20 protein-coding genes are annotated in these 24,015 nt (G+C 35.0%); 7 read left to right on the forward strand and 13 right to left on the reverse strand.

All coding sequences use genetic code 11. From position 1 onward, the window contains the following. Positions 1-6: 6 nt before the first annotated feature. Positions 7-1,734, reverse strand: a complete 1,728-nt coding sequence (locus AACZ49_RS16780) for an amidohydrolase (RefSeq protein WP_339657230.1) — start codon at positions 1,732-1,734, stop codon at positions 7-9. A 258-nt stretch (positions 1,735-1,992) separates the two neighbouring features. Here AACZ49_RS16780 and nudK point away from each other — a divergent pair, with 258 nt between their 5' ends. Both nudK and AACZ49_RS16790 read left to right on the forward strand, forming a co-directional pair. After that, on the forward strand, positions 1,993-2,574 hold the full coding sequence (gene nudK / locus AACZ49_RS16785; protein WP_339657231.1) for a GDP-mannose pyrophosphatase NudK: 582 nt from the start codon (positions 1,993-1,995) through the stop codon (positions 2,572-2,574). 32 nt (positions 2,575-2,606) lie between these two features. Beyond that, positions 2,607-3,098: a peptide-methionine (S)-S-oxide reductase gene (locus AACZ49_RS16790; protein ID WP_339657232.1), complete on the forward strand. Its 492-nt coding sequence runs from the start codon at positions 2,607-2,609 to the stop codon at positions 3,096-3,098. Here AACZ49_RS16790 and AACZ49_RS16795 read toward each other — a convergent pair whose 3' ends face one another. Then, positions 3,099-4,367 carry a D-alanyl-D-alanine carboxypeptidase gene (locus tag AACZ49_RS16795; protein WP_339657234.1) on the reverse strand — a complete coding sequence of 423 codons (1,269 nt, stop codon included), beginning with the start codon at positions 4,365-4,367 and terminating at the stop codon, positions 3,099-3,101. A 139-nt stretch (positions 4,368-4,506) separates the two neighbouring features. Between AACZ49_RS16795 and AACZ49_RS16800 the strand changes: the two genes are divergently transcribed. Together AACZ49_RS16800 and AACZ49_RS16805 are read left to right on the forward strand one after the other, a co-directional pair. Next, the gene (locus tag AACZ49_RS16800) at positions 4,507-4,704 is read left to right on the forward strand and encodes a hypothetical protein (RefSeq protein ID WP_339657235.1); all 198 of its coding nucleotides are present in this window, start codon (positions 4,507-4,509) and stop codon (positions 4,702-4,704) included. 76 nt (positions 4,705-4,780) lie between these two features. Then, complete coding sequence (locus AACZ49_RS16805) at positions 4,781-4,951, forward strand: hypothetical protein (RefSeq protein WP_339657236.1); 171 nt, start codon at positions 4,781-4,783, stop codon at positions 4,949-4,951. A 250-nt stretch (positions 4,952-5,201) separates the two neighbouring features. Here AACZ49_RS16805 and AACZ49_RS16810 read toward each other — a convergent pair whose 3' ends face one another. The 7 genes from AACZ49_RS16810 to AACZ49_RS16840 form a co-directional block, all read right to left on the reverse strand. Then, the gene (locus tag AACZ49_RS16810; protein WP_339657237.1) at positions 5,202-6,137 is read right to left on the reverse strand and encodes a LysR substrate-binding domain-containing protein; all 936 of its coding nucleotides are present in this window, start codon (positions 6,135-6,137) and stop codon (positions 5,202-5,204) included. 139 nt (positions 6,138-6,276) lie between these two features. Beyond that, positions 6,277-6,666: a Pycsar system effector family protein gene (locus AACZ49_RS16815; RefSeq protein ID WP_339657238.1), complete on the reverse strand. Its 390-nt coding sequence runs from the start codon at positions 6,664-6,666 to the stop codon at positions 6,277-6,279. A gap of 396 nt (positions 6,667-7,062) precedes the next feature. Further along, positions 7,063-12,252 (reverse strand): MBG domain-containing protein, encoded by a 5,190-nt coding sequence (locus AACZ49_RS16820; RefSeq protein ID WP_339657239.1) that lies wholly within the window; start codon positions 12,250-12,252, stop codon positions 7,063-7,065. Positions 12,253-12,514: 262 nt separating this feature from the next. Continuing rightward, on the reverse strand, positions 12,515-13,120 hold the full coding sequence (locus AACZ49_RS16825; protein WP_339657240.1) for an HD domain-containing protein: 606 nt from the start codon (positions 13,118-13,120) through the stop codon (positions 12,515-12,517). A gap of 215 nt (positions 13,121-13,335) precedes the next feature. Further along, positions 13,336-15,306, reverse strand: a complete 1,971-nt coding sequence (locus tag AACZ49_RS16830; RefSeq protein ID WP_339657241.1) for an adenylate/guanylate cyclase domain-containing protein — start codon at positions 15,304-15,306, stop codon at positions 13,336-13,338. 180 nt (positions 15,307-15,486) lie between these two features. Then, positions 15,487-15,906, reverse strand: coding sequence for a DUF2141 domain-containing protein (locus AACZ49_RS16835; RefSeq protein ID WP_339657242.1), 420 nt, complete (start codon positions 15,904-15,906; stop codon positions 15,487-15,489). 149 nt (positions 15,907-16,055) lie between these two features. Continuing rightward, complete coding sequence (locus tag AACZ49_RS16840; RefSeq protein WP_339657243.1) at positions 16,056-16,550, reverse strand: DoxX family membrane protein; 495 nt, start codon at positions 16,548-16,550, stop codon at positions 16,056-16,058. Between the two features lie 278 nt (positions 16,551-16,828). Between AACZ49_RS16840 and AACZ49_RS16845 the strand changes: the two genes are divergently transcribed. Beyond that, positions 16,829-17,881, forward strand: a complete 1,053-nt coding sequence (locus tag AACZ49_RS16845) for an NAD(P)-dependent alcohol dehydrogenase (RefSeq protein WP_339657258.1) — start codon at positions 16,829-16,831, stop codon at positions 17,879-17,881. A 50-nt stretch (positions 17,882-17,931) separates the two neighbouring features. Here the strand turns inward: AACZ49_RS16845 and AACZ49_RS16850 are convergent, their stop codons facing one another. The 4 genes from AACZ49_RS16850 to AACZ49_RS16865 all read right to left on the reverse strand — a co-directional run bounded on the left by AACZ49_RS16850 (position 17,932) and on the right by AACZ49_RS16865 (position 22,343). Further along, positions 17,932-18,426, reverse strand: coding sequence for a CIA30 family protein (locus AACZ49_RS16850; protein ID WP_339657245.1), 495 nt, complete (start codon positions 18,424-18,426; stop codon positions 17,932-17,934). A gap of 348 nt (positions 18,427-18,774) precedes the next feature. Further along, complete coding sequence (locus tag AACZ49_RS16855) at positions 18,775-19,413, reverse strand: FMN-binding negative transcriptional regulator (RefSeq protein WP_339657247.1); 639 nt, start codon at positions 19,411-19,413, stop codon at positions 18,775-18,777. A 45-nt stretch (positions 19,414-19,458) separates the two neighbouring features. Continuing rightward, the gene (locus AACZ49_RS16860; RefSeq protein WP_339657248.1) at positions 19,459-20,307 is read right to left on the reverse strand and encodes an endonuclease/exonuclease/phosphatase family protein; all 849 of its coding nucleotides are present in this window, start codon (positions 20,305-20,307) and stop codon (positions 19,459-19,461) included. Between the two features lie 8 nt (positions 20,308-20,315). Continuing rightward, positions 20,316-22,343: a S9 family peptidase gene (locus AACZ49_RS16865; protein ID WP_339657250.1), complete on the reverse strand. Its 2,028-nt coding sequence runs from the start codon at positions 22,341-22,343 to the stop codon at positions 20,316-20,318. Positions 22,344-22,481: 138 nt separating this feature from the next. On the opposite strand from AACZ49_RS16865, the gene AACZ49_RS16870 reads away from it, so the two are divergent. Both AACZ49_RS16870 and AACZ49_RS16875 read left to right on the forward strand, forming a co-directional pair. Continuing rightward, positions 22,482-22,862, forward strand: a complete 381-nt coding sequence (locus AACZ49_RS16870; RefSeq protein WP_339657252.1) for a glyoxalase superfamily protein — start codon at positions 22,482-22,484, stop codon at positions 22,860-22,862. A gap of 54 nt (positions 22,863-22,916) precedes the next feature. Further along, positions 22,917-23,903: an SDR family oxidoreductase gene (locus tag AACZ49_RS16875; RefSeq protein ID WP_339657254.1), complete on the forward strand. Its 987-nt coding sequence runs from the start codon at positions 22,917-22,919 to the stop codon at positions 23,901-23,903. Positions 23,904-24,015: the final 112 nt, after the last annotated feature.

Below are 24,015 nucleotides of genomic sequence, written 5' to 3' on the forward strand. Positions count from 1 at the left end.
CTTAACTTATTCACTTTTCTTATAAACAACATTGCCATTAAAAATGGTCATGGCGATTTCTGTTTTTAAGAATTCTTCTTCGGGTATAGTCATAATATCTTGATTATAAATAGTAAAGTCGGCTAATTTCCCAGCAGTAATAGAGCCTTTAATGTTTTCTTCGAAAGCCCCATAAGCAGCATCTAGGGTGTAAGATTTTAAAGCTTGTTCCCTGGTCATTTTTTGTTCAGGTTCATAACCACCTTCTGGAGTACCCTTTAGAGTTTTACGGCTTACACTGGCATACAAACTCGCAATCGGATTTAGGGGCTCTACGGGAACGTCGGTACCGTTGATAATAGGTATGCCGCTTTTTAAAAGGTCTTGCCACATATATGCACCTTCTTTAATTCGTTTTTCACCTAAACGATCAATAGCCCAAGGTCTATCCGAAGATAAGTGTACAGCTTGCATTGCTGGTATTACACCTAGTTCTGCAAAACGAGGTATATCATCAGGGTGTAAATGTTGAGCATGTTCTATTCGAAACCTGTGATCCGTTTTCAAATTCGGTAATTCTACAAAGGCAGCTTCGTAACGGTCTAAAATTTCTTTATTGGCACGATCACCAATGGCATGTGAGCAAACTTGAAAACCGTTTCTCAAACCATTTAAGGCAGTTTCTTGAACCATTTCCATGGGTAAGGTTTCATGTCCGAAATGTCCTGGTCGGTCGGTATAGGAATCTAACAACCACGCACCACGAGACCCTAAGGCACCATCGCAGCTTAATTTTATAGATCGGATGGTCAAGCGATTGTCTGGGTCAATAAAAGGTCCTTTTTTATACCATTCATTTAATAAGTCTTTATCACCACCTCGAAGCATAGCGTATATACGTACGTTCATTTTTTTCGCTGCCTTAGCATTTTCATAAAATTTTAAGGTTTGGCTTCCAATACCAGCATCATGAAAGCTTGTTATACCATTTCTATGGCAAGCCGCTACAGCCAGGTCAAAAGCTTTGGCTTTTTTTTCAGGTGAGTCTTGTGGAATGTGTTCATAGATTAAATTTTGTGCGCGTTCATTGAAAATACCTGTAGGTTGTCCTGTCTTATCTCGTATAACCTCTCCGCCTTCAATCTCAAATTTATCAATTCCTTCTTTTGATAATACTTGTAAACCGGCAATTTCCATTGCCTTGGCATTTGCAAAACCTGCATGACCACTAGCATGAAATAGATATACAGGGTTATTTGGTGTTACGGCACTTAACAAGTCATGTGTTTGAAATCCATTTACAGCATCTACTGGTAATGAATCCCATTTGCTTTGGTGCCAGCCTCCTCCAATTATCCATTCACCTGGTTCCGCCTTTTTTACTGCTTCTGCAACGATATCTATAAGTTCTTGATAGCTTGTTGTATTGAGCAAATCAATTTCTAGTTCAGCATTGCCCAATCCCATAAAGTGGCCATGCCCTTCTATTAAACCAGGGCTCATAGTTTTACCTTCTAAATCGATGATTTGGGTTTGTTCGTTTTTGTATTTTTCGGCTTCTTCAAGTTTTCCGGCAAAAAGTATAATACTATCTTTCGTAACTACGGCTTCCACTAATGTTTGAACCGAATCAACAGTGTAAATGGGGCCCCCATATATGAGTAATGTTGCGACGTCTTTTTTTGGACCAGAGCATGCAGTACATATTAGGATACTTATTACTGAGCTACAAAAAAATAAATTTGATAATTTCATTGGTTTGGTTTTGAAAATTTAAGTTACGATTTTAAAGTTGAATTGTTAATTAAGTTGTTATTATTCAATTATTTATCAGCGGCGTTAACTTTGTAGGACCTATAATTTTGGTAGTTTGTATCTTGGTTTGTTGAAAAGCACGGCCTAGAGCAACATATATTACAATGACATCGTATTAAGATCGGTTAATACGTGTTGATTACGATTTAGCTAGCACTTTCTAATAAAAGAGTAGTTTTAAAATAAATGAAATTACAGATGCCCAACAAAAAAGTAAAAAATATTATGAGAGAAATTTTATCCGATAACTGGTACACGCTTAATAAATACACCTTTGAATACCAGAGACCAGATGGTTCTTGGGAAACCCAACAAAGAGAGGCGTATGACCGTGGTAATGGTGCAGCCATTCTGCTTTATAATACCAAAAAGGGTAGTGTAGTTCTGACCAAACAATTTAGAATGCCGACTTATGTAAATGGTAATGATGATGGTATGATGATTGAAGTTTGTGCCGGACTTTTAGATGGTGATGATCCTGCAGATTGCGTACGTAAAGAAACCGAGGAAGAAACAGGGTATAAAATCAGTAACGTTAAAAAAGTGATGCAAACCTATATGTCACCTGGCTCTGTAACCGAGATACTCTATTTATTCGTTGGTGAGTATGATGAAAGCATGAAAGTAAGCGAAGGTGGTGGTGCCGAAAATGAAACGGAGAATATTGAGGTTTTAGAACTGGATTTCGAAAAGGCTATGGATATGATTACTACAGGTGATATTAATGATTCAAAAACCATTATGTTGCTACAATATGCAAAATTGAATGCGTTAGTTTAAGTTATTTTGTTCGACAGAAGGGTATGCGAAATATGCGTAAAATTGGATTTGGCGGTGGCTGCCATTGGTGTACCGAAGCAGTTTTTATGGCGCTTAAAGGTGTAGTGGAAGTAGATCAGGGTTTCATAGCACCAGAAGGAGATATTGATAATTTGTCAGAAGCCGTTATTGTTCATTACAATTCAAATTTAATTGAGTTGAAAGATTTGGTGGCTATTCATTTAGACACGCATCAAAGTAGTCAAAACCATTCTATGCGTCACAAATATCGTTCTGCAGTATATTATTTTAAGATGCAAGATGAAGATTTCTTAAAATCAATCATTACCGAACTTCAAAAAGAGTTCAGTACCCTTATAATTACGTCTATTCTTACCTTTGGTCAGTTTAAATCATCCAAAGAAAAATTTATTAATTATTATTTCAACGATACAGAAAAACCGTTTTGTAAGACACATATTTCACCTAAGATTCAACTGCTTAAAGAGAAATACGCAAAACACGTTTCAACAAAAGTCCCGTAGTTAATAGTTGTCTCGTAAAGTTTGTAACATTTGTTCAAGGCGTGATCTTTCATCTGATAGTGATTCTCTAAAATGATTATTCATAAAACTAAAAATTAGTGTCTTACCAGATTTGGTTAGCAGGTACCCACTTAAACAATAATTATTACTTAAACTGCCAGACTTAGCATAGATGTATGGCTTTTCTTCTCCGGAAAATCTATTTTTTAAGGTACCGGATAAACCACCTGTAGGAAAAATAGAGAATAGGCGTTCTTGTGGAAGCATTGTATAGAGCTTATCTAGCACATTCACCATATTTTGTGGAGTAAAAAGATTATAACGCGATAGTCCAGACCCATCGACCCATCTAGGAAGTTGTGCTAGATCTTGCAACTCATTTTCCAAGATATGTGTTCTAATTAAGTTACTGTTCAATGTATCTTTTAATTCAGAAGCTGCCATAAACAAAAGCTGTTCAGCAATAAAATTGTCGCTCTCATGCATCATTCTTTTATAGATCGAATCCATTTCAATACCGTATAGGGTCTTTTTGTTTCTTAAAGGCATAAGTACAGTTGTTGAAATTTTTTTACCCAATGCTTGCTCTAAGATAGAAGTTGTGGTTTGTAGACTTGAAATAAAAGGGGTTTCTATGGTGTCTGTAGATTGAGGTGGATAATAGAAAATATTTGAAGATTCATTTCTATTGTTTTTATGTAAAATTTCTATAACACTGTCTTTAAAATAAGCAGGGGATACCACCAGTTTAGTATTTTTATAGGATAGTACCACATTTCCATTGATAGGTAAGGCATTTCGTTCGGGAGAATAATACCATTGATAATCGTCCCAAGCCCAACCTGTACCATATTTTTCATCTTGAAAGTTCCCAGAAACAAACACAAGGTTACTTTTGTTTTTTAGAAAATGGAATGCCGTAGAATCTTTTAAATAGGGATGTAAAAAAGAAGGGTCTCCAGTTCCTTCAAAATAAAGGGTGTCATTAATATTTAAATATCGTAGTGTCGGTGCTTTTTTCGGTAAAGTTTTTAAGGCGGCAAAAAGCGTGAAAATTTTTGTATTACTGGCAGGTATAAAGTATTTATGGCTGTCTTGATTGTAAATAGTGTCTTTTGTTTTAGCATCCATTACCAAAACTCCGGTAAATTGATTTTTATAAAAAGATGAAGAGAGGTTACTAGTCAGTTGTTTTGAAATAATGGATTTCTTTGAACTACAAGCATAGAGTGCTATGAAAATAGCAATTATTAAAACTATTTTTTTCATGACTTCTAAAGTACAAAACTATAGTCTTTGTACAATTCTTAATTTTAACATGAATGGGATTATTTTAACTTTTTGTATACAATATTCAATCTGCATTTCTGCTTACCTTTATCGAACAACCACTTAATCAATATAGTTCATGGCAAATTCAATGCTTGAGTATAGTAAAACAGTACTTAAAAAAGTGAGTTTTGATACCCTTCTTTTTTGCAAGGAGTTAAAAAAAGCCCTCTTGACATTACTACCAGATGAGGTAGAAGAATTAAAAGTTTGGTTAGAAAATTTTATAACAGATAAACCAGAATTACAGCAAAGTTTAATTTATTTAAAAGCATAAAAAAGAGCCACTTATTAGTGGCTCTTTTTAGTAAGCAACCATTAGATAATTTTGGCATCTTAATATAAATAAAAAGATGGTCATCAAATTTTCTCTTTCCATTTTTCTAATATTCTTACTAGGTTTTGAGAGTGAGAATAAAACCAATAATTTACCAATCGACGATACCAGTATCCTTGGTGAATGGTTAATGAAAGAAACATATATAAGCCCAGGTGGGTCAACCGAATGGCAAGATATAAATTAAGGATTTCGATATATTTTTGATAATGACGGTAGTTATAATACAACCGATTTCAATAAAGAGACAAACCAATGAGGTGATTATCAAATAAAAGAAAATGAACTTTATTTGTATTTCATGACTGATGAGAAGAAAGATACCTTAGGATACAGCACTGATTTCAAAAATGAACACAATATTTTGACACTATCGCCATCTTATCCTTCCATAAGTATTGAGGGCTGTTTATACTGGTTTATGAAACAATAAAATTTTATTTGTTCAACGGACTTATTATTTTTACATCTTGAAAAGCTATCGCGCCACGAACAACACTAGTAATCACATCTTTGAGCGCTTCGGTTATCTGAACCTTAAGTTCCTTTTTATGATAGATTAAGCTTACTTCCCTTGCAGGTGATGGATCCTTAAAATATTTTAGGTTCTTTTTTTTGGTGTCATCAAGTTCTATGGTATTCAAATAGGGTAGAAGGGTCATTCCCAATCCTTCATTAGATAGGTTAATAAGAGTTTCAAAACTTCCACTTTGTAAACTAAAATGATCACCACCTACTTTAGGGGTCTTGCATAAATTCAAAACACCTTCTCTAAAACAGTGTCCGTCTTGTAGAAGTAAAATATCCTCAATATCTAAATCTTCAGGGGTAATTTGGGTACTATTTCCTAAGCGATGTTCTTTTGGAACATAACCTACAAATGGTTCATAATATAAGGGTCGTTCTTTAATAAAATCAACCTCTAGTGGTGTTGCAGCAATGGCTGCATCTAAATGACCGTCCTGTATATTTTGAATAAGATTTTCAGTATTCTGTTCTTTAATTATAAGATTTACTTTCGGATATTTCTGTATAAAGGTTTTAAGAAACATTGGTAAAAGTGTAGGCATAATCGTCGGTATTATGCCTAACACATAATCGCCACCTATGTAACCTTTTTCTTGTTCTACAATGTCCTTGATTCTGGCCGCTTCATTGACTATGTTTTTAGCTTGTGCAACTATTTTTTTTCCAACTTCTGTAATAGTAATAGGTTTTTTGCTACGGTCAAATAATAGAATGTCAAGTTCATCTTCAAGTTTTTGAACCTGCATACTCAATGTAGGTTGTGTTACAAAACTTTTTTCAGCCGCAAGGGTGAAATTCTTGTATTCTGCAACCGCAAGTACGTATTGTAATTGAGTAATAGTCATGTGTGTAGTTTGAAGCTATAAAATTACTAAAAACGATTCTTTAAACCTATAGCATTGATATCGTTTACTAGGTGAGCTATATTTATTTCTCATGGTTTTAAATTGAAATACGGTTGAATTAATAAAATAAGTGTTTAACTTATTTCAATATTAACTCAGTAACCAAATAACAAATAATTGCTAAAAAAAGTATTGCCAGCCTTTTGGCCAAAAAGCGAATGGCGTAGTTGATACATTTAAATTTATAAGCGGATATTTTAGAGTAAATGAAAATCTGTTGGCCTAAATGGTCAAAGTGTTCTTCTTCGGTTAAACTTATATTATAAAAAGTCTGTGAAAACTCCCTAATGGTTCCAAACTTTGAAATGATATCTCCAAAAAAGAAAATATTTCGGTCGTATTTATCTTCGATTTTTGGAATAAAACAACGAATACTATAGTAGAAGGAAATAATGGTACATATAACCCAAGAAACAATTAGTGCATATAGCAACCATGAGTTATTGTCTTTCTGTAAAACCGTTACCATATTACTATAGATTATATTCAGTAATATACCATAGAATGAAATAATAAGACCCGCCTTTATTTCAGAAGCCCTTATAAGGCTAAAAACATAATTGATACTTCCCTAACAATAATCTACAAGTTCTTCGGTGTGCGAACTTTCACCTTTTATTAATTAAAATATTCTGCATATTTTTTAGAAATATGATTTTTACCTGATTTATGTGTTTTGGTAGCTTCTTTTTTAGTCATATGCCGAATACTTGTAAAGTTTTATTTGTTTGGATAGTGTTAATGGATTGAAAGACAAAATCCCGTACCATAGGAAAGAGTTAAGGTACTAACTTTTATGTAATACTCAAAAATGACTTTAAAAATATAGGTCCAACTTGGGCCTATATTTTTTTTAAAGAAATGACTAATTCTTCAATACTTTTATGTAGCTGGCTTCACCTTCGTTTTCTAAGCGGAAAAATAAAATCCCTTTTTCAAACGAAGTAAGGTCTATTTGGATATTTTCACCTTCCACGGGAGATATATTCCTTGAAAGTAAAAGTTGACCTGTTTCATTGAATACACCAAGTTGAGTGGCTTCAATGCTTTCTTTTAGCTGTAAAGTCACATAATTGGAAACCGGGTTTGGATACACAGTCGATGTCGGTTGGGACTCAATGTCATCATTGCTAAAAGAGGACATGTCCACTAACAGGGTTGTTGCCTCGCAGGGGTTTGCATTAGAACCGTTGGCCGATTTTGATGGGCTGCTACAGCCATTACTAATGACTTCCCATTGTAATCTTCGGCCATCCGTATAAATTTCAAATGTATGCACTCCAGGTAGAAAGACCTCAGGTAAGTCTCCAACAAAAAAGGCGTTACCTTTCAAAATGTTGTTTTGACCATTGCTGATAAATACAGGTACGCTTAAAGAGTTCGTATACTCAAAACGCAATTTAGTCGTGATTTGAGGATAATTGATAAGCGTAGCTGGTGATTTGCAAATATCAGATGCCTTAATACGTTCATTACAACCCACTATTGGGGAAACAAATAACGTTCCGGGTTGTACATTAACATCATAGTTTTCGTAGCCCTGCAAATTAGAAATATCAGCCGATACCGAATATTCACCTGGTGCAAGAACCCCACTAACGACAGTACCATTTTGATTTCTTACAACAAATGCAGTAAACACCGGTGCTTGGTCATCACAAACTAATCCGGTAGTCGTTGTATCAAAGTTAGTAGGAATGGAATCACCCTCGTTTATAATACGAGTTCCAATACTAATATCAAGCTCAGTCGCAGAAATTGCAAGTGCGCCATTTTCAAGGGTTATGTTGTAATTGGTATTGGGTGACGATGAAATTATCTCAATTATCTCAGCATCCGTACAACCGGTGTTGGGGGTATATGTAAAATCACCAAGCACATTTTGTATCGTTTCTTCATAAGGAAGTATTTCAGGAAATACAGATGCAGTGAATAGGGGTTCTAGTTGACCATAGAGTATGGTAGCGTCGTTTGCGCTAATGGTAACATTAAAAGGAATTACAGTCAAAAGACCGGTATTTATGTAAGTGATGTTATAATTAGTACTATTTGTTTCCGATGCTGCGTTAATTACATAGGGCCCCTCCGTAACACTACAAGTACTACAGTCTACGGAATAAATAAGTCCATCGGGAAAGACCTCAGTAGCTGTATCCCCTAATTGAAGGCCGTTTAGTGTTCCGGAAAATTCTGGAATTTCATCTCCGTAGGTAATGGAAGCATCCCCAGTAGTAACCGAAAGTTCTGCGGGTAGTATTTCAATAGGAGTTGGACGATAATTGATTTCAAAATTACTATCTATGAATCCACCTGGAATAATGTATTGCGTTCCGGCATCCAAGCCAGTAATGACATTTATAGGTTTAATATCTATAGGGTCTATGTTTTCTTCGCTAGTTGCATCATTTACATTTACAATGACAAGAATGTTATCGAAGGCGTTTAAAATTTTATCAGAATCTGAATTGGGTAAAGGTTGCCCATTAACCAAGGATAAACCATTGACCAAGGATAAACCATTGACCAAAGACAATCCATTGACCAAAGACAATCCATTGACCAAGGAAAGTCCGTTCACCAATGATAATCCATTCACTAAGGAAAGACCATTCACCAAAGAAAGTCCGTTCACCAGTGAAAGTCCATTAGTAATAGAGGATAGACCATTGTTTTCAATAGAGGTGGGGGCAAAGAGATCCGCTCCAAAATTCACTAACTTTTCCTGTCCGGTTCCATTGACCAAGGATAAGCCATTTTCAATGATTGTGTTGGATTGATCCATTGTACTTTCAGACACAAAGAATGTTTTATTTACAAGCGATAATCCATTAATGGTTGGTTCCCCGTTTACTAAGGAAACCCCATTGACCAAGGATAGTCCGTTAACTAAGGATAGTCCGTTGACGAGTGAAAGGGCATTTACATGGTTAACGGCAAAGGTTGCTGCAACTTGGTTATCAACGACCACATTTGCCTCGCCTTGGTCGCCATAAAAGTATTCAAAGGTTACTTCTGGTAAGGCATCCCCATATATAATAGGTTCCAAGGCTTGTGGTTGAATGGTCACCGGCATGGGAACGATATTTAAAACTCCAGGTTCTACCGTAAAACTATACAGTTCCTCAAGGCCCACGTTTATTTCCGACAATTCTATGTTTACAGCATATAGACCCGTGTTGGAACCTGGTACAGCTTGGGTATTTATCGTTACGGAAGGTAAAAGCAATTCCAAAAGATTAGGGGCTAGGGGAGTTTCAGTTTCACCAACAAATGTTGTAAACGTCAATTCAGGATTTGATTCACCATAACGCCTTTCAAAGGAATCTCCTTTTATGATGACATCGGTAATCGGAATATCTTCAAACGTTAAGGTTTCTGAGTCGCCACCATCCGATCCATTGGTAAGGGGTCCTGAAGGGGTGAAAACATATATAGGAGGATTTCCAATAAATTCAGGTATGGTAGCAATTAAAGTACTTGAGTCTATAAAGGTAGTCTCTAATTCCTCCCCTCTAAAAATCACGACTGAACTTTCATTAAAATAATCTCCTTCCAATATCAAATCAAAAGGAATGTCACCAGGGCTCGAATTTTCCGTATCCAAATTTTCTAAATTGAATCTGATGAGATTTGGCAACGGATTTGAAAAAGCACCAATGGTATTATCTGCCGATACAAATCCGAATCCGTTGGTAAAATCAAATCCGGCAGCTCCCATATCGATACTGTTATCTGTTATAAGTTTTCGTATAGCTAAATCAGGATTGGTATTCGACGGATCGATAAATTTACTTTTTGCTTCGATGACCAATGCGGCCAATCCTGCGGCATGTGGCGCAGAAGCAGAAGTACCGAAGAAATTGGGAAATGAATTATTGTCATAATCGGGTGCACCTAAATCAACGGACGTATCACCACCTGTAGGTGCCATAATATCAGGTTTGTTTCTTTTTATGCCACTGGTGAAGGTTCCGCCTCTTGAGGAAGATTGTTGTGCTAAAAGGCTACCGCCATAGGCAGGCGAATTGTCATAACGAACAGCGCCTACGGTTATAGCACCTTCTGAATTGGCATGGCCTACCACGGTTGATGCGTTCGCTTCAGGGACGGCTGCAAAATTACCATCGTTACCCGTCCTAAATACCACGTATTTGAACGGTACAGGCGTGCCAATACCTGAGGCCCTTTCAATGACCAAATTGGTGGTTGTAGGGTTTACGACTACAAATGGCATAATCTCAACCGGGTCCGCACCAAGATTGTTTCTATTGAATCCGTAGAGTATACTGCCATTGTCGTTTGCCAAATAAATATCAAAATCGTTTTGGGCACCTGTCAATGAACCCAAGGAGTAAAAATCATCGTCCCATTGTAAGGCAATGATATATTGACCGGGTTCCAATTGCAATTGCTGTAAAGAATTACCGCCACCAAAATCGTGGCGTATTCCATTTGGCGACGCAGAAGCGCTGAAATTGGCTTCGTAAGATCTATTTCCAAAGTTACCTGCCGAAGAAAAATAAGAGACTCCCAGAGAAGTAGCTTCATTAACGGCATCCGCTACTATACCATCACGGTAAAAAGGGCCTTTCATGTAGGTAAGGTCGTCAACGATTATATCACAACCTGCGTCTACCAATTCGGCTATTCCGGCAGCCATATTACCTTCGGAAACAAAGCCAGTGGTAAAATATAATTCAGCCTCGGGAGCTACGTCGTGAAGAATCTGTAGCATTGCCCTTCCTTCATCGCTAGCGGCACCCAACGGATAATCTTGTAATACTGTTACAGAATTTGCTCCACTGGGTAGATCTCCATTGTCAATATCACGAACTACAGCAGCTCCCAAAGAACTTTGAACACCGCTAATACGATCATAACTGTCGGAAATGACTCCTATTTTAACATCTTTTCCGGATAGGTTCCAACCCAATCGAGCGATTTTAGAATTTTGTGCAGTATCTCCTTGACTAGGAATCAATCCGGTATTTGGTAAAGGTCGGGAAACTTCATATACTTGATTGATTAGATTTGTATGAGGGTTTAAATCCGGTAACCGTAAAATCGGAAAAAAAACGGTAATAACTCGTTCATCATCGTCGGGGTCATAAACATCTGAAATAAAATCTCCTGGAAATATATTGAAGGTACCTAAAAGGGAAACAACACCACTATATTGACCAGATTGAATTACAATTTCTATAAGTACATCTCCTTCTGCATTTAAGGTATAAATAAATTCATTTACTGGTTCATTGGGGTCATAATTGTTGGATAAGGAGGTCAAGGCAGAACCAATAAGCTTATTTACCTTTGAATTAGGGGGGTATCCGGGTAAAATATCACAATTGATTAGGGCACATTCACACCTTTCATCCACTTCGTCTATAGTGCTTAAAGCACCTAGTAATCCACTTCCATTACGACTATAAAAATAAATAATATCAATAGCCCAAGTTCCAAAGTTGTTAATATTACCATTTAAAGTTTTAATACCACCAGACCCAGTTAAGATATTATTATTTACAAAATTACCATCCGTTAGGTTTACACAGGCATTTGAAAGTGCCATTTCAGAATCGTTTACTACATTCCCATCCTTGGTAAGTATGGCATTGATCAATTCAATACGTCCAGAATTATTAAGTACGCCCGGTCCAATGATAATTTGTCCTTGATTGGCAGATAATAAGCCTTCCACATCAACGTTAATATTACTTGCGGTAATCAAAACAGCATTGTTTATGACCAATAAATTACCATTTCTACCAAGCTTTATTGGGTTATTGGAGTAGTAATTAATATTGTGCTTTATAGTTATTGTAGTATTTGAAATGTTATTGTTTGGATATGGATTTTTGTTACAGCCACCACCTATACATGTCCAAGCGGTTGGGTCTTCCCAATTATCTGATAATCCTGTAGTCTCATAATCTTGACCAAGTACAATACCTGTTGAGCAAAGAAACAGGAGGTAAAATAAATTTAAAGGTCTTGCTAGTTTATTGAGTAGTGCATTGGTACTAAACGAAGTAGAAGGTGACAAAGTTCTCATATTCAATAGTTTTGATGTGGTAAATAAATTAAGCAAATACCTAGCTATCGTTACTACGTATTTATTCGCTTTATTGAAATGAGGAATCTATTAAATATAATAAAAAGTACTATATCAAGTATTAAAATGCAGGAAATAAAGTGATATTGCCTTAAAAAATGACCTTAAAAGTAGTTCGTCGATGAAAAAGGTATTTCGCCAAAATTTTAAATTGGAGAATACGTAAGAAAAACCCACCAATAGCTGATTGTTAATGAGTTGGTTAGCTTACTAAAGCTTGACGTTTTTCTTTTAATTCTTTTAATTTTTGAAGTTTCAATGGTTTCCTAAACTCTTGGGCAAAAGGAGTATGGAATTTGTGATTTTCAAGAAATTTTATTTGAAGGTCTAACCAATCCTTCTGATTATTTACAGTATCATAATATTGGAACTCTTTGTATAGACCACCACTAAGCAAATCATAGTCAGCTCTTCCCAAATAATCCAAATCGGCGTCGGCAACTATTTTCTCCATAAAAGTGGTAGGAACCTGGGGAACTTTGGTGGCACGAATCATACCATTCACTACTTCTATTTCTTCTGGGGTTAACACATCCCTCAAAATATGGGATAGGTTTTTAATACTTCTTTCTTCGTGCTCAATAGGTGAGATGATATAACCAAAGTCATGACCTATGGCCGCAACACGAATAAGTTTAGCATCATTTTCCTCTATATTATAATACTTAATATATGCATCACAAACATTGGCTACATCAATCGTATGTTCCAAGGTATGATAGGTTAAATGATTTGGTAGACTTTTCTCCAAAGTGGACAGTAGTAGCAGACAAAGTTTAGGATATGCCTTTTCGTTGTGCAATTTCATCGGCTACTGTAAAATGAAAAATTTATATTCAATTAATTAAACAAAAAATTACTTAAAATATTGTAATAGATAATGATTTGAAAAATAAGCAGTCAATATAGTTCTATCCTTTTCCCAAATTTTCAACTTACATTATTTCTTTTAGTAAGAAAAACCCTTATTTATATTCTACAATTTTAAACATTTTTTTATAGTTAAAGGCTAGTTTCTGGTCTTTAACTAACAATTACATTTTCAGTCACCTCTTTTCCTACGAAATACATTTTCAGTTTTTGTGAATTCTTAACGGTTATAATTCCCCTATAGGTGAAATCTATTTTATCCTTTAATAAATTATAGGTGTTTTCTGAAACATTAATTTTACCTGGGATTGAACTCGCTTCCATTCGAGCAGCTACATTTACGGTACTTCCCCATATATCATATTGAAACTTTTTGGTGCCGACCACTCCAGCTACTACACCCCCAGTATTAAGGCCGATACGAATTTCAAAAGGATGAATACCCTCTGGTGGATGAGCTAAGGTTTCTTCCACAAAAGATAATATTTCTTGTGCAGCATTGAAAGCATCTACGGCATTGGTTTCGTTTTCGGTAGGTAAACCTCCGGCACACATATAGGCATCTCCGATAGTTTTAATTTTTTCAAGCCCATTCTTTTGTATAATTTCATCAAATTTTCTAAAGTAGAAATCTACACTTCGTACCAGGGCTTCGGCTGGAATTTTTTCTGCAACTACCGAAAAGCTTTTGAAATCTGTAAAAAGCACGGTAATCTGCTTAAATTCCTTCGCGCGTACCTTCCCATTTTTTTTGAGTTCCTCCGCTGTTTCCTTAGGAAGAATGTTTAAAAGAATCTGTTCCGCCCTATTACGTTCTAAAGCTAATTTTTTATTGGATTTCTTTATATAAAAATATTGAAATAGAATACCCATGGCTATGGCGAACAATAATGTGCTAACCGCCAAAAAGTATTTTTTGGAAATTGCAGCTCTTTCCAAACCCACTTCCTTTACTTTGTTTTCTACGTTCAATAATTCAATTTCCTTTTCCTTGTTCTCAATATCAAACTGAAACCTTAAATTTCCGATTGTATGTTCGTAGTCATCGTTTCTAATCGTGTCACTGATTGCAGAAAATTGATTTTGATAGTTATATGCATTTTGATAATCACCAAGATGAGCGTAGACCTTAGCCAAACCCTCATAAATATCTTTTTTATCCCGAAAAACCTTTGTCGTTTTGGTTAATTCCAGAGCATTCTCGTACTGTTCAAGGGCTTTAGAAGGCTCGTCTATTGTTCTATACATATCCCCTAAACGAATATATGCTTTAGAAGCCTCTATTTTGGCATCATTGGTTTTAGCCAATGTAATTGCAGCCAAATATTTTTTTTCGGCAATTTTTAGTTCACCCATATCTTCATATGCTTTTCCTACCATGATTATACTGTTGGCCAAATCAGCGTCATTTTCATCAAAAAGAATCATGGATTCATCCAGAACCTGAAGCGCTGCCTCTGGATTATTGGTATTAAGGTATATTTCCGCAATATTTATCGCTGCATAAGCCACACCATCCCTATAATTGATTTCCTCGAATATTTTTTTGGCTTTATTATAGGCTTCCAGAGCTTGCGCGTAGGTTGCTTTTTCATTGGAGTACACACTGCCAATATTAAGATAGGCCGTGCTGATACGTAAGGAGTCTTTTATTTCTTCCGCCAGTCGAACGGATTTTAAAAAATACCCTAATGCAGTAGGATCATCCCCCTTGGTTTGATACACACTGCCCAAATTATTTTGAAGGTTGCTTATGCCATTTTTAAAACCTATATCTTGAAAGAGTTCTAAGGATTTTTTCCAATAATCAACCAATTCTTTATTTAGTTCACCTTTGGCATATAGTAGCAAGCCTAAATTTTTATACCCATAAGCTTGCCCTTTTTTGTAATCCAATTCTTCCGCCAGGTCAATTGCCTTTAGGGCATAATTTTTTGATTCTAAAGTGTCCGATTTGGAAAGGATGTTTGAAATATCCAACAAGGCATTCACGTTCGTGGTATCCTTTTTGTTCTCTTTTATTATAGATTTAAGACTATCTATTTGCAGGTCTTGTGCAATTATTTCCACCGTGCAGAAGAACAATGACAAAAGGCTAAAAATGTAAAATTTCCTTAATCCCATATTTATTAGATAAGCCTTTAAAATTCAATGAAAAGGATATTTTTAATTAAAAGTAAATATAATCTCTTGATTTTAAGCCGTGAATAAAAAATATATCAAAAAAAGATAGTAGCAGTTTATCCCTATATCAGTTGAATAATTTATATGCTTCACAAGAATTTAAATTTACACCAATGAGCTTTAAAATCTAATATTCAGCGCCAAATCTTCATGGCCAACAATGAACTTCACATCTTCAAACCTTGGTGGTCCCATAAGATTAGGATTATTGCTAAGTGCATAATTTTCAGTTGGCATACCGTTAGCTTCAAAATCCATTTGTTGGTTGCCATTGGCATCATGTAATACGGAAACAGCGTATTCCCAAGGTTGCACATTTTCGAATATTGGAATTAATTTTCCTTTTTCAACTTTGTCCCGGTTTATAATAAGTCCATAACTTTTTAAAAATGATTTTTCATTGTGTAACGCACTTAAGGTATGCCCATTATTATTGAACACATTTTCAACGATTATGGTTAAAGTAACACCTTTGTGTTCTTGATCTTTTACGGTAAAAACTATTACAAATACACTAATTGTAAAGAGTAATTTTTTCATTTCAAAAGTTTTCAAAATAAGTGATTACCTCAAAAATGCTTTTTATCTGCTTAGTTTTTAAAAGGTAGTTGCTTAATTGTTGAAATGTGCTTCCGAAATGTGTTCTTGCAAAGTAATAATTGATTGGAAAGAACAATGATATATTAATACTAAAATGGTTTTCTTCTAGTGAAAAGATAATCTAAGCCAAATTTGCCAGAGCCAAATCCCATACAAAAGATACCTATGCAGAAAAAGATGAATGTGGGTATAATATTCCATGATCCATCCCAGGGTCTAAAAGCTATTGTAATGAACATCGTAATAGTTATAAAAAATGCGGTAATTCTAGTGTTTAATCCTAAAATCAAAAGAATACCGCCTAAAGCCTCAGTAAAACCGGCAGACCAGGCAAACAATTCTGGCATTAGAGAAAATGGTGTTCCAAACTGTTCTACTAATTTAACAAACCAATCTGAGACTTCGAATAATTGAAGTTCCATCGATTTTGGTGTCCAAGGTGTGCCAAATTTATTTACTGCAAATACAAAAGAAAGTAGATAGCCTGTGAGTACTCTAGGTATTAAAATTAAAATATTGGGCATTAACTCATCTACCCTAAAAGGAATTATTAGCTTTTTAAAAGGTAGAAGAATTTGGTTCATTGTTTTTTTGTGTAATCATAAATTTAAAATTTTTAAAAATATTGGAAGATGATAAATATCATGTTTAATCAAATTCTGATATTCAGAATACATTCAGTTATTAAATTTTTATGATAAATGAACTTATTAAAGTTTATTATTTGCTCTAATAGATACATACTTTTCGACTTCGTTAAATTTGGGTTAAAGGAGTAAAATAGTAAAACAAGGCTATTCTTTATTGTAATTTTAATGTAGTTAAAAGGAGAAAATCTATGAAAAAATCTATGAAAAAATCTATGAAAAAAATTAAAGCATACGCAGCAAATTCAAAGGATGCTGATTTAAAACCATACGAAATAGAACGTAGAGCAACTTTAGAAGATGATGTAAAAATTGATATACTTTATTGTGGTGTGTGCCATAGCGATTTGCATCAAGTAAAAAATGATTGGAAAAATTCTGTATATCCTGTTGTACCAGGGCATGAAATTATTGGAAGAGTTTTAGAGGTCGGAAAAGGGGTGTCGAAATTTAAAGTAGGGGATTTAGTAGGTGTTGGTTGTTTGGTTGGTTCGTGTCGAACCTGTAGTGCATGTAAAGATGATTTGGAGCAGTTTTGTGAAAAAGGAGCAACATTTACCTATAATAGCAAGGACAATTATTCTGGTGGACATACGTTCGGTGGATATTCTGAAAGTATTACCGTAAATAAGGAATTTGTATTAAAAGTTCCTGAGAATTTAGATGCCAAGGCTGCAGCACCGTTATTATGTGCAGGAATTACTACATATTCACCATTAGCACATTGGGGAGTGAAAAAAGGCGATAAAGTGGGTGTTATTGGCTTAGGTGGCTTAGGCCATATGGGAATAAAATTTTCACATGCCATGGGAGCATATACGGTTATGATTACCACATCTCCATCTAAAAGTAAGGATGCTAAAAAATTGGGTGCAGACGAAGTTTTAATATCGAAGGATCTAGAACAGATGAAAAAGCACGCTAATTCTTTCGATTTTCTTTTAAACACGATTCCTGTTGGTCATGATATGAATCCTTATGCGGCATTGTTAAAAAGGGATTCAACAATGGTGATCGTAGGTGCGGTTGAACCTTTGGACCCATTGCATGGTGGAAGTTTAATTATGGGCAGAAAGAGTATTGCAGGTTCATTAATTGGTGGTATTAAAGAAACTCAAGAAATGTTAGATTTCTGTGGTAAGCATAATATAGTATCTGATATTGAAATGATAGATATTCAAAATATTAATGAAGCCTATGACAGACTTCAAAAATCTGATGTGAAATATAGATTTGTAATTGATATGAAATCTTTGAAAGACAGTTAAAAATAACTTTTAGAATAAAAAAAAGAGCCATTTTTAAAGAGCTCCTTTTTTTATTTTATATTAATATAGTCAAGTTCAAGTTTAAAATCCTCCTCTTTATTGTTTCCTATTAAAATGGCTATTTGTGCAAGAAAATCGCCATGATAATTTGGCATCTTTAAAGAGTCGCCTCTAAAATAAGGTTCCATTTTTTTAAACGGAATCGTCATTATTTTCCAATCTTTTACAGAAATAAACGGGTATATATACGAATGTCTTTGTTGGTCACTTGATTTACATCGAAATTGATATTTTTTGCCATCACCTTTCATTCGAATTTCAAAGGAAGAATAGCCCTCCACTTTAATACGCTCTAAATCGTGCCGAACTAAACAAAATCCTCCATTATTATCTAATGAAACATGGCCACTAAAAACTCCATTACCTTCTGGGTTTATTTGGATTATACTCATTGACATTCCTCCCATAACTTCATCGTTGACAATTTGCCATTCTTCAATCTTAGTAGACTTAGAAAAGTTACAAATGCTTTTAGCTTCAGTCATAGTATTTTATGGAATGTAGTAATATTTAAAAGATAAAATTAAATGATTGTTTTCATCAAAAGATATCTTAAACGATATTATTTTGACTTGATCTACTTTATTTCTTTATGTAAATTTTTATAAGCGAAATATGAAATTGCCAGTAGAACGCTAACAAAGGCTATGTTTAAACAGAATAGTATATAAACCATCTTTATCGAGTTTATAAGTTACCTTATTTACGTTAGAAACTTAGGTAGGTTTTACCGTTCATCTAAAACCTAAATGTATTGTCTAATTATTTGATTTATAATTTTTTGAGTTCTTTTTTAGAATTTAATTATGAAACTAGAATGCAGATGGTCGATGCTAATTTTTATAAGAATTACTGTCAATTTTTATTTTTTTTAGTTTTTTCATCTCTTTTGCAATCGCTTTTTCTGCTGAACCTTGTTTTTCTAATTCTGAAATTATTTTTGGATGGTCATGACTTCTACCTTGAGACAGTTTGTTAACTGCTTGAATGTCGTTAATCATAATTTCAAAACCAATTATACCAGTAATCTGTCTCATGGTCTTTTTAGACATATCATTAATGGAAATAGGATGTTCTGAGTTTTGCTCATATTTATCAACCAATTCGTGTAATGATTTCATTAATTCTTCGGCAGTTTGAATTTTAACCGTTCCATAAACATGAACAGCAACATAGTTCCATGTAGGAACCTCCTCCTTTTGATACCATGATGAGGAAATATAACTATGCGGACCATTAAAAATGCATAAGACTTCGTCACCATCATTTAAATTTTTACTTTGAAGATTCGCTTTGGCAATATGGCCAACCAATACATCTTTACCTTTTATATTTTCCCCAAGTTCTAAGGGTATATGCGTACCCCAAGGTTTTCCCACTATTGTATTGATTAATATACCAAAACTATTGTTTTTTAAAAAGCTATGTATTTCATGTATGTCGTTGTTTTTGTAGTGTTCTGGTATAAACATGTCGCTTAATTTTTATGCTTTATTTAATTTGTTAGTTTAATTGTTTCAAAATTTATTTTCAATATTGATTTTAGCCAATACCGGCAAATGGTCAGAAATATGTTTATTGTTTTCCATGCGATCATCAATATGTATATACTCTAGAACATAAAAACTGTCTACAAAAATGTAGTCGATACGGTTTTTTAATATCCGGTCTTGGTCAAAACCATTAAAGGTTCCCGTTGGACCGTAAAAAGTTTTTTGAGTAATTAGCTGACCATCAATTAATTCTTGACTTAAATATTGAATAGGAGTTTCTTCGGGACTTAAATTTAAATCGCCCATAAGTACAACAGGCAGATTTTCTGTATTTAATTCTTTGATTTTAGAAACAATTAGTAATGTAGATTTTTCACGGGCCACAACACCTATGTGGTCAAAATGAGTATTGAAAACCCAAAATTGTTTATTTGTTTTAAGGTCTTTAAAAAGGGCATAGGTACAGATACGTTCCAATGCTGCATCCCAACCCACAGAAATTTTATCGGGAGTATCGGATAACCAAAATGTTGAACTCTTAAGTAGCTTTAATAGCTTAGTGTCATAAAGAATAGGGGAGTACTCACCTTTTTCTTTTCCATCTTCACGGCCTACACCAATTGAAGCAAAATTTGGCAAATTCGCAACCAAATAATTCAACTGCCCGTTTACTACTTCTTGCATACCGATAATACTGGGTTGGTAATGTTTTAGTAAACTAACCATAGCAGATTTTCTATCTTTCCAATTGTTAACGGTATCGTTGGTATTGTCCCATTTAATATTATAGGTCATTACCGATAGGTCTTGACCAAAACCTTTGTTGGCTATAAGGAATACTATTACAATACCTACTAGTTTGAAAAATCTCATAATCTTGTTTATTTTTTGGTCTTATACTTATCGAACCACGCCAAAACCGAGGCAATTTTAGCGATCAAATTACTAGGTCTATTCGCAATGCCATGTCCTGCACCGGGTATGCGAACCATAGCTGTTTCTACGCCTTCCAATTTTAAAGCGGTATAAAATTGTTCCGATTCCCCAATAGGAGTTCTATAATCTTCTTCACCGGTCAATAGCATAGTCGGTGTAGTCACATTGGCGACATACATAAGTGGAGAGCGTCTAAAATAGTTTTCTGGGTCTTCCCATGGTTTTTTACCGAACCAATATTTAGAGAAAAATGCGGCGCCATCTGCATATAGGACAAAGCTCGTCCAGTTAATTACTGGTTTTGCAACTACGGCAGCTTTAAATCTATCGGTTTTTCCAACAATCCAAGCAGTAAGCACTCCGCCGCCACTACCACCGGTTACAAAAAGATTATCTGTATCTATAAAACCTTTTTCAATAACGGCATCCACACCGCTCATTAAGTCCTCATAATCATGGTTTGGGTAGTCATGGTGAATTAAATTCCCGAATTCCGCTCCGTAGCTGGTGCTACCTCTGGGGTTACTATATAATACTACATAACCTGATGCTGCGTAAGCTTGAATTTCAGCACTATATACAGAACCGTAACTTGTAAATGGCCCACCGTGAATTTCTAGAATGAACGGATATTTTTTAGTTGGGTCAAAATTAGGAGGGGTAACCACCCAACCTTGAATATCTTTTTGGTCAAATGAGGATTTCCACCAAATTTCTTCGGTTTTACCCAAATCTCTAAACGAGAAAAGGTCATCATTTACAAAGGTTAAACGCTTAGAACCTTTTTTATCTGCTACGCCTAAATCAGACGGGTGTTGTGTGTTGCCCAAAGTATATGCAAACCTTGAGTTTTTTGAAACTGTAAAATCACCTGCATTATAAGGTCTGCCTAACGATAATCCGCCAAGACTTTCAACAAGTGTAGTCACTTTACCGTCTAAGCTGATATGGCCTATTTTGGTTGCGCCTTTGTCATCATATTGAAAATAAAGTCCTTTTCCGTCATTGGCCCAATGGGCATTGGAAATGTCCCTATCGAAACTACCTGATAATAATTTAGAATTACTACCATCGGTATTCATAACATATAGTTCTGTAATCTGATATCCTTGTAAAGTATCGTCATATCCTGAGTAGGCAATCATTTTACCGTCTGGAGAAACCCCTGGCGAAGCATCAGGACCATATCTAGTAGTTAACGGTGAAACTTCAGCTGTTGAAATATTCAGGGCATACACTTCGCTATTTGCTGGTTCAAAAGCCTCATCAGGATTAAAATTAGCTGAGAAGTATAATGTTCTATCGTTTTTAGCCCAAACAGGAGCTCCGTGGTCAAATTTTGTAGAAGTCAATTGTTTTGGAGTACCACCATCAATAGAAAGTGTAAAAATTTGGTCATGACCGCCTTTAATATAGCCTTGTCCGTCACCTCTATAATTCAATTTGTCGATGTAAGTAGGAGGAGTATTCCATTTTGCCCCTTCAGGTTTGGTGGGTAGCTTAACAATCGACTCTTCTACTTCTGGTACGAACATGGTAAATGCCAAATAGCGATCGTCAGTAGACCAGCTTACGGCGCCCGGTGCTTTTGGTGTATTTGTTAACGGAGCAATTTCCTTAGTATCGATCCACATTAAATACAACTTCATTTTTTCATCTTCTTTGTTCGATTTAAAGATGATTTTTTCACCACTATGAGACCAACGTGGGTAGTAGTCGTTTTGGTTACCGGTGGTCAATGGCCTGTTTTGTGAACCATCATAATTTACTATCCAAAGGTTCGATAAATTTTTGTCGGTCATAATGTCTTTAAAATTCCGAACATAGATGATTTTACTTCCATCTGGTGATATCTGAGGGTCAGATACATATTCCATGTTAAAAATATCGGTAAGCTCAAGGTTCGAAGAAACCTGTGCAATGGTAGAAACCGAAAACAATAGAAAAAACAACGTTTTAATAATAATTTTCATAGTGTTGAATTTGGTTTGAAATGATTCTATGAAGATACTAATTACCCATAAAAATTATTGCCTCGCCCGGTACTAATTGTTTTTAGGATATAACAATTCTTAACACTCAAATTTTATTGCTTTTCGTATTTTCACGATATGGAACAAAAAGGGTATCTACATCAAATACATCGGGTGCTTCCCGTTTGGGATGTGGTAGAAGCTTTGGATTTTTATGTAAACCGATTGGGTTTTAGAATAGCCTTTGCAGATGATGCTAAAAAAACCAAGTACGCGGGAGTAATTAAAGATGCCGTAGAAATACATTTACAATGGCACGATGCCAAGGAATGGGAGGTAGAAATTGACCGCCCAATGCTGGGTATCGTTACCCAAAATATAGAATCTATATATCAAGAATATGCAGAAAAGATATTTTTTAATCCGCATACCTTGTTGCGGGAAACCGCCTGGGGAACCAAAGAATTTGCCTTTTATGATCCTTTTAAAAATGGGTTGACATTTTATAGGGATGTCTAAAGTAGTTTATTGTAATTAATTGGTATTAAGGTAATTAAATAATTAAAATATAGAATGAAAGTATTATTTATAGGAGGGACAGGAAACATTAGTACACCTAGTAGTAGATTGGCAATAGCCAAGGGAATGGATTTGTATGTATTGAATAGGGGAAAAGCCAAAGTTGATATTGAAGGTGCACATTCTATTATTGGGGATATCAACAAACCTGAAGAATTGGCTGAGCTTAGAGAGCACGACTGGGATGTTGTTGTTAACTGGATAGCCTTTACACCCGATGATATTGAGCGCGATATTGATCTGTTTAGGGGAAAGACCAAGCAATATATTTTTATTAGCTCAGCTTCGTGTTATCAGACGCCGTTGAGTTATCCTGTGATTACCGAATCTACTCCGCTTTGCAATAATTTATGGGATTACTCTCAAGGAAAAATACTCTGTGAAGATCGTTTGCAAAAAGCCTATCGTGAAGAAGGTTTTCCAATAACGATTGTTCGCCCTTCATTAACGTATGATACTGTAATACCGATTGCCATTGGTGGATTTAATAAATATAATACTGCACAGCGAATTTTAGATGGAAAAGAAATAATCGTGCATGGCGATGGTACATCTCTTTGGACGGTTACACATTCCGATGATTTTGCTAAAGGCTTTGTTGGCTTATTGGGCAATACACCTGCTATTGGGCATGCTTTTCATATTACATCAGATGAGGTGCTTAGCTGGAATATGATTTATAAGATTTTGGCAGATGCTTTAGGCAAAGAAGCTAAAGTGGTACATATAGCTTCGGACTTTATTTGTAAAATTGAACCTTCGTTTACCGGAACACTTTTAGCCGATAAAGCAGAAAGTGTTTTGTTCGATAATACCAAGATAAAAACCTTTGTACCAGGTTTTAAAGCAACTATCCCTTTCTCAGAAGGAATTAAGAGAACAATTAAAAGGCTACAAGAAAAACCCGAACGCCAAAATATTGACGAGGAAACTGAGTTGAAAATTGAGAATGTGCTGAAGGTTTATAAATCTCTAAATTAATTTTAAAGAATTTAAAACAAGCAGTTTTTTAATCAAGTTTACTATAAGTTTTAGCCTTTGTGCCTGTTGCACAAGTCCTTGATAAAAATACTGTTTTTGCTTAACTTTAGTT

The sequence above is a fragment of the uncultured Maribacter sp. genome, assembly GCF_963975365.1.
Lineage (GTDB): Bacteria > Bacteroidota > Bacteroidia > Flavobacteriales > Flavobacteriaceae > Maribacter.

Excerpts from the sequence above, each read along its gene's own strand:
- AACZ49_RS16780 (WP_339657230.1), bottom strand. The coding sequence starts at position 1,734 with ATGAAATTATCAAATTTATTTTTTTGTAGCTCAGTAATAAGTATCCTA.
- nudK (WP_339657231.1), top strand. The coding sequence starts at position 1,993 with ATGCCCAACAAAAAAGTAAAAAATATTATGAGAGAAATTTTATCCGAT.
- AACZ49_RS16790 (WP_339657232.1), top strand. The coding sequence starts at position 2,607 with ATGCGTAAAATTGGATTTGGCGGTGGCTGCCATTGGTGTACCGAAGCA.
- AACZ49_RS16795 (WP_339657234.1), bottom strand. The coding sequence starts at position 4,367 with ATGAAAAAAATAGTTTTAATAATTGCTATTTTCATAGCACTCTATGCT.
- AACZ49_RS16800 (WP_339657235.1), top strand. The coding sequence starts at position 4,507 with ATGGCAAATTCAATGCTTGAGTATAGTAAAACAGTACTTAAAAAAGTG.
- AACZ49_RS16805 (WP_339657236.1), top strand. The coding sequence starts at position 4,781 with ATGGTCATCAAATTTTCTCTTTCCATTTTTCTAATATTCTTACTAGGT.
- AACZ49_RS16810 (WP_339657237.1), bottom strand. The coding sequence starts at position 6,137 with ATGACTATTACTCAATTACAATACGTACTTGCGGTTGCAGAATACAAG.
- AACZ49_RS16815 (WP_339657238.1), bottom strand. The coding sequence starts at position 6,666 with ATGGTAACGGTTTTACAGAAAGACAATAACTCATGGTTGCTATATGCA.
- AACZ49_RS16820 (WP_339657239.1), bottom strand. The coding sequence starts at position 12,252 with ATGAGAACTTTGTCACCTTCTACTTCGTTTAGTACCAATGCACTACTC.
- AACZ49_RS16825 (WP_339657240.1), bottom strand. The coding sequence starts at position 13,120 with ATGAAATTGCACAACGAAAAGGCATATCCTAAACTTTGTCTGCTACTA.
- AACZ49_RS16830 (WP_339657241.1), bottom strand. The coding sequence starts at position 15,306 with ATGGGATTAAGGAAATTTTACATTTTTAGCCTTTTGTCATTGTTCTTC.
- AACZ49_RS16835 (WP_339657242.1), bottom strand. The coding sequence starts at position 15,906 with ATGAAAAAATTACTCTTTACAATTAGTGTATTTGTAATAGTTTTTACC.
- AACZ49_RS16840 (WP_339657243.1), bottom strand. The coding sequence starts at position 16,550 with ATGAACCAAATTCTTCTACCTTTTAAAAAGCTAATAATTCCTTTTAGG.
- AACZ49_RS16845 (WP_339657258.1), top strand. The coding sequence starts at position 16,829 with ATGAAAAAAATTAAAGCATACGCAGCAAATTCAAAGGATGCTGATTTA.
- AACZ49_RS16850 (WP_339657245.1), bottom strand. The coding sequence starts at position 18,426 with ATGACTGAAGCTAAAAGCATTTGTAACTTTTCTAAGTCTACTAAGATT.
- AACZ49_RS16855 (WP_339657247.1), bottom strand. The coding sequence starts at position 19,413 with ATGTTTATACCAGAACACTACAAAAACAACGACATACATGAAATACAT.
- AACZ49_RS16860 (WP_339657248.1), bottom strand. The coding sequence starts at position 20,307 with ATGAGATTTTTCAAACTAGTAGGTATTGTAATAGTATTCCTTATAGCC.
- AACZ49_RS16865 (WP_339657250.1), bottom strand. The coding sequence starts at position 22,343 with ATGAAAATTATTATTAAAACGTTGTTTTTTCTATTGTTTTCGGTTTCT.
- AACZ49_RS16870 (WP_339657252.1), top strand. The coding sequence starts at position 22,482 with ATGGAACAAAAAGGGTATCTACATCAAATACATCGGGTGCTTCCCGTT.
- AACZ49_RS16875 (WP_339657254.1), top strand. The coding sequence starts at position 22,917 with ATGAAAGTATTATTTATAGGAGGGACAGGAAACATTAGTACACCTAGT.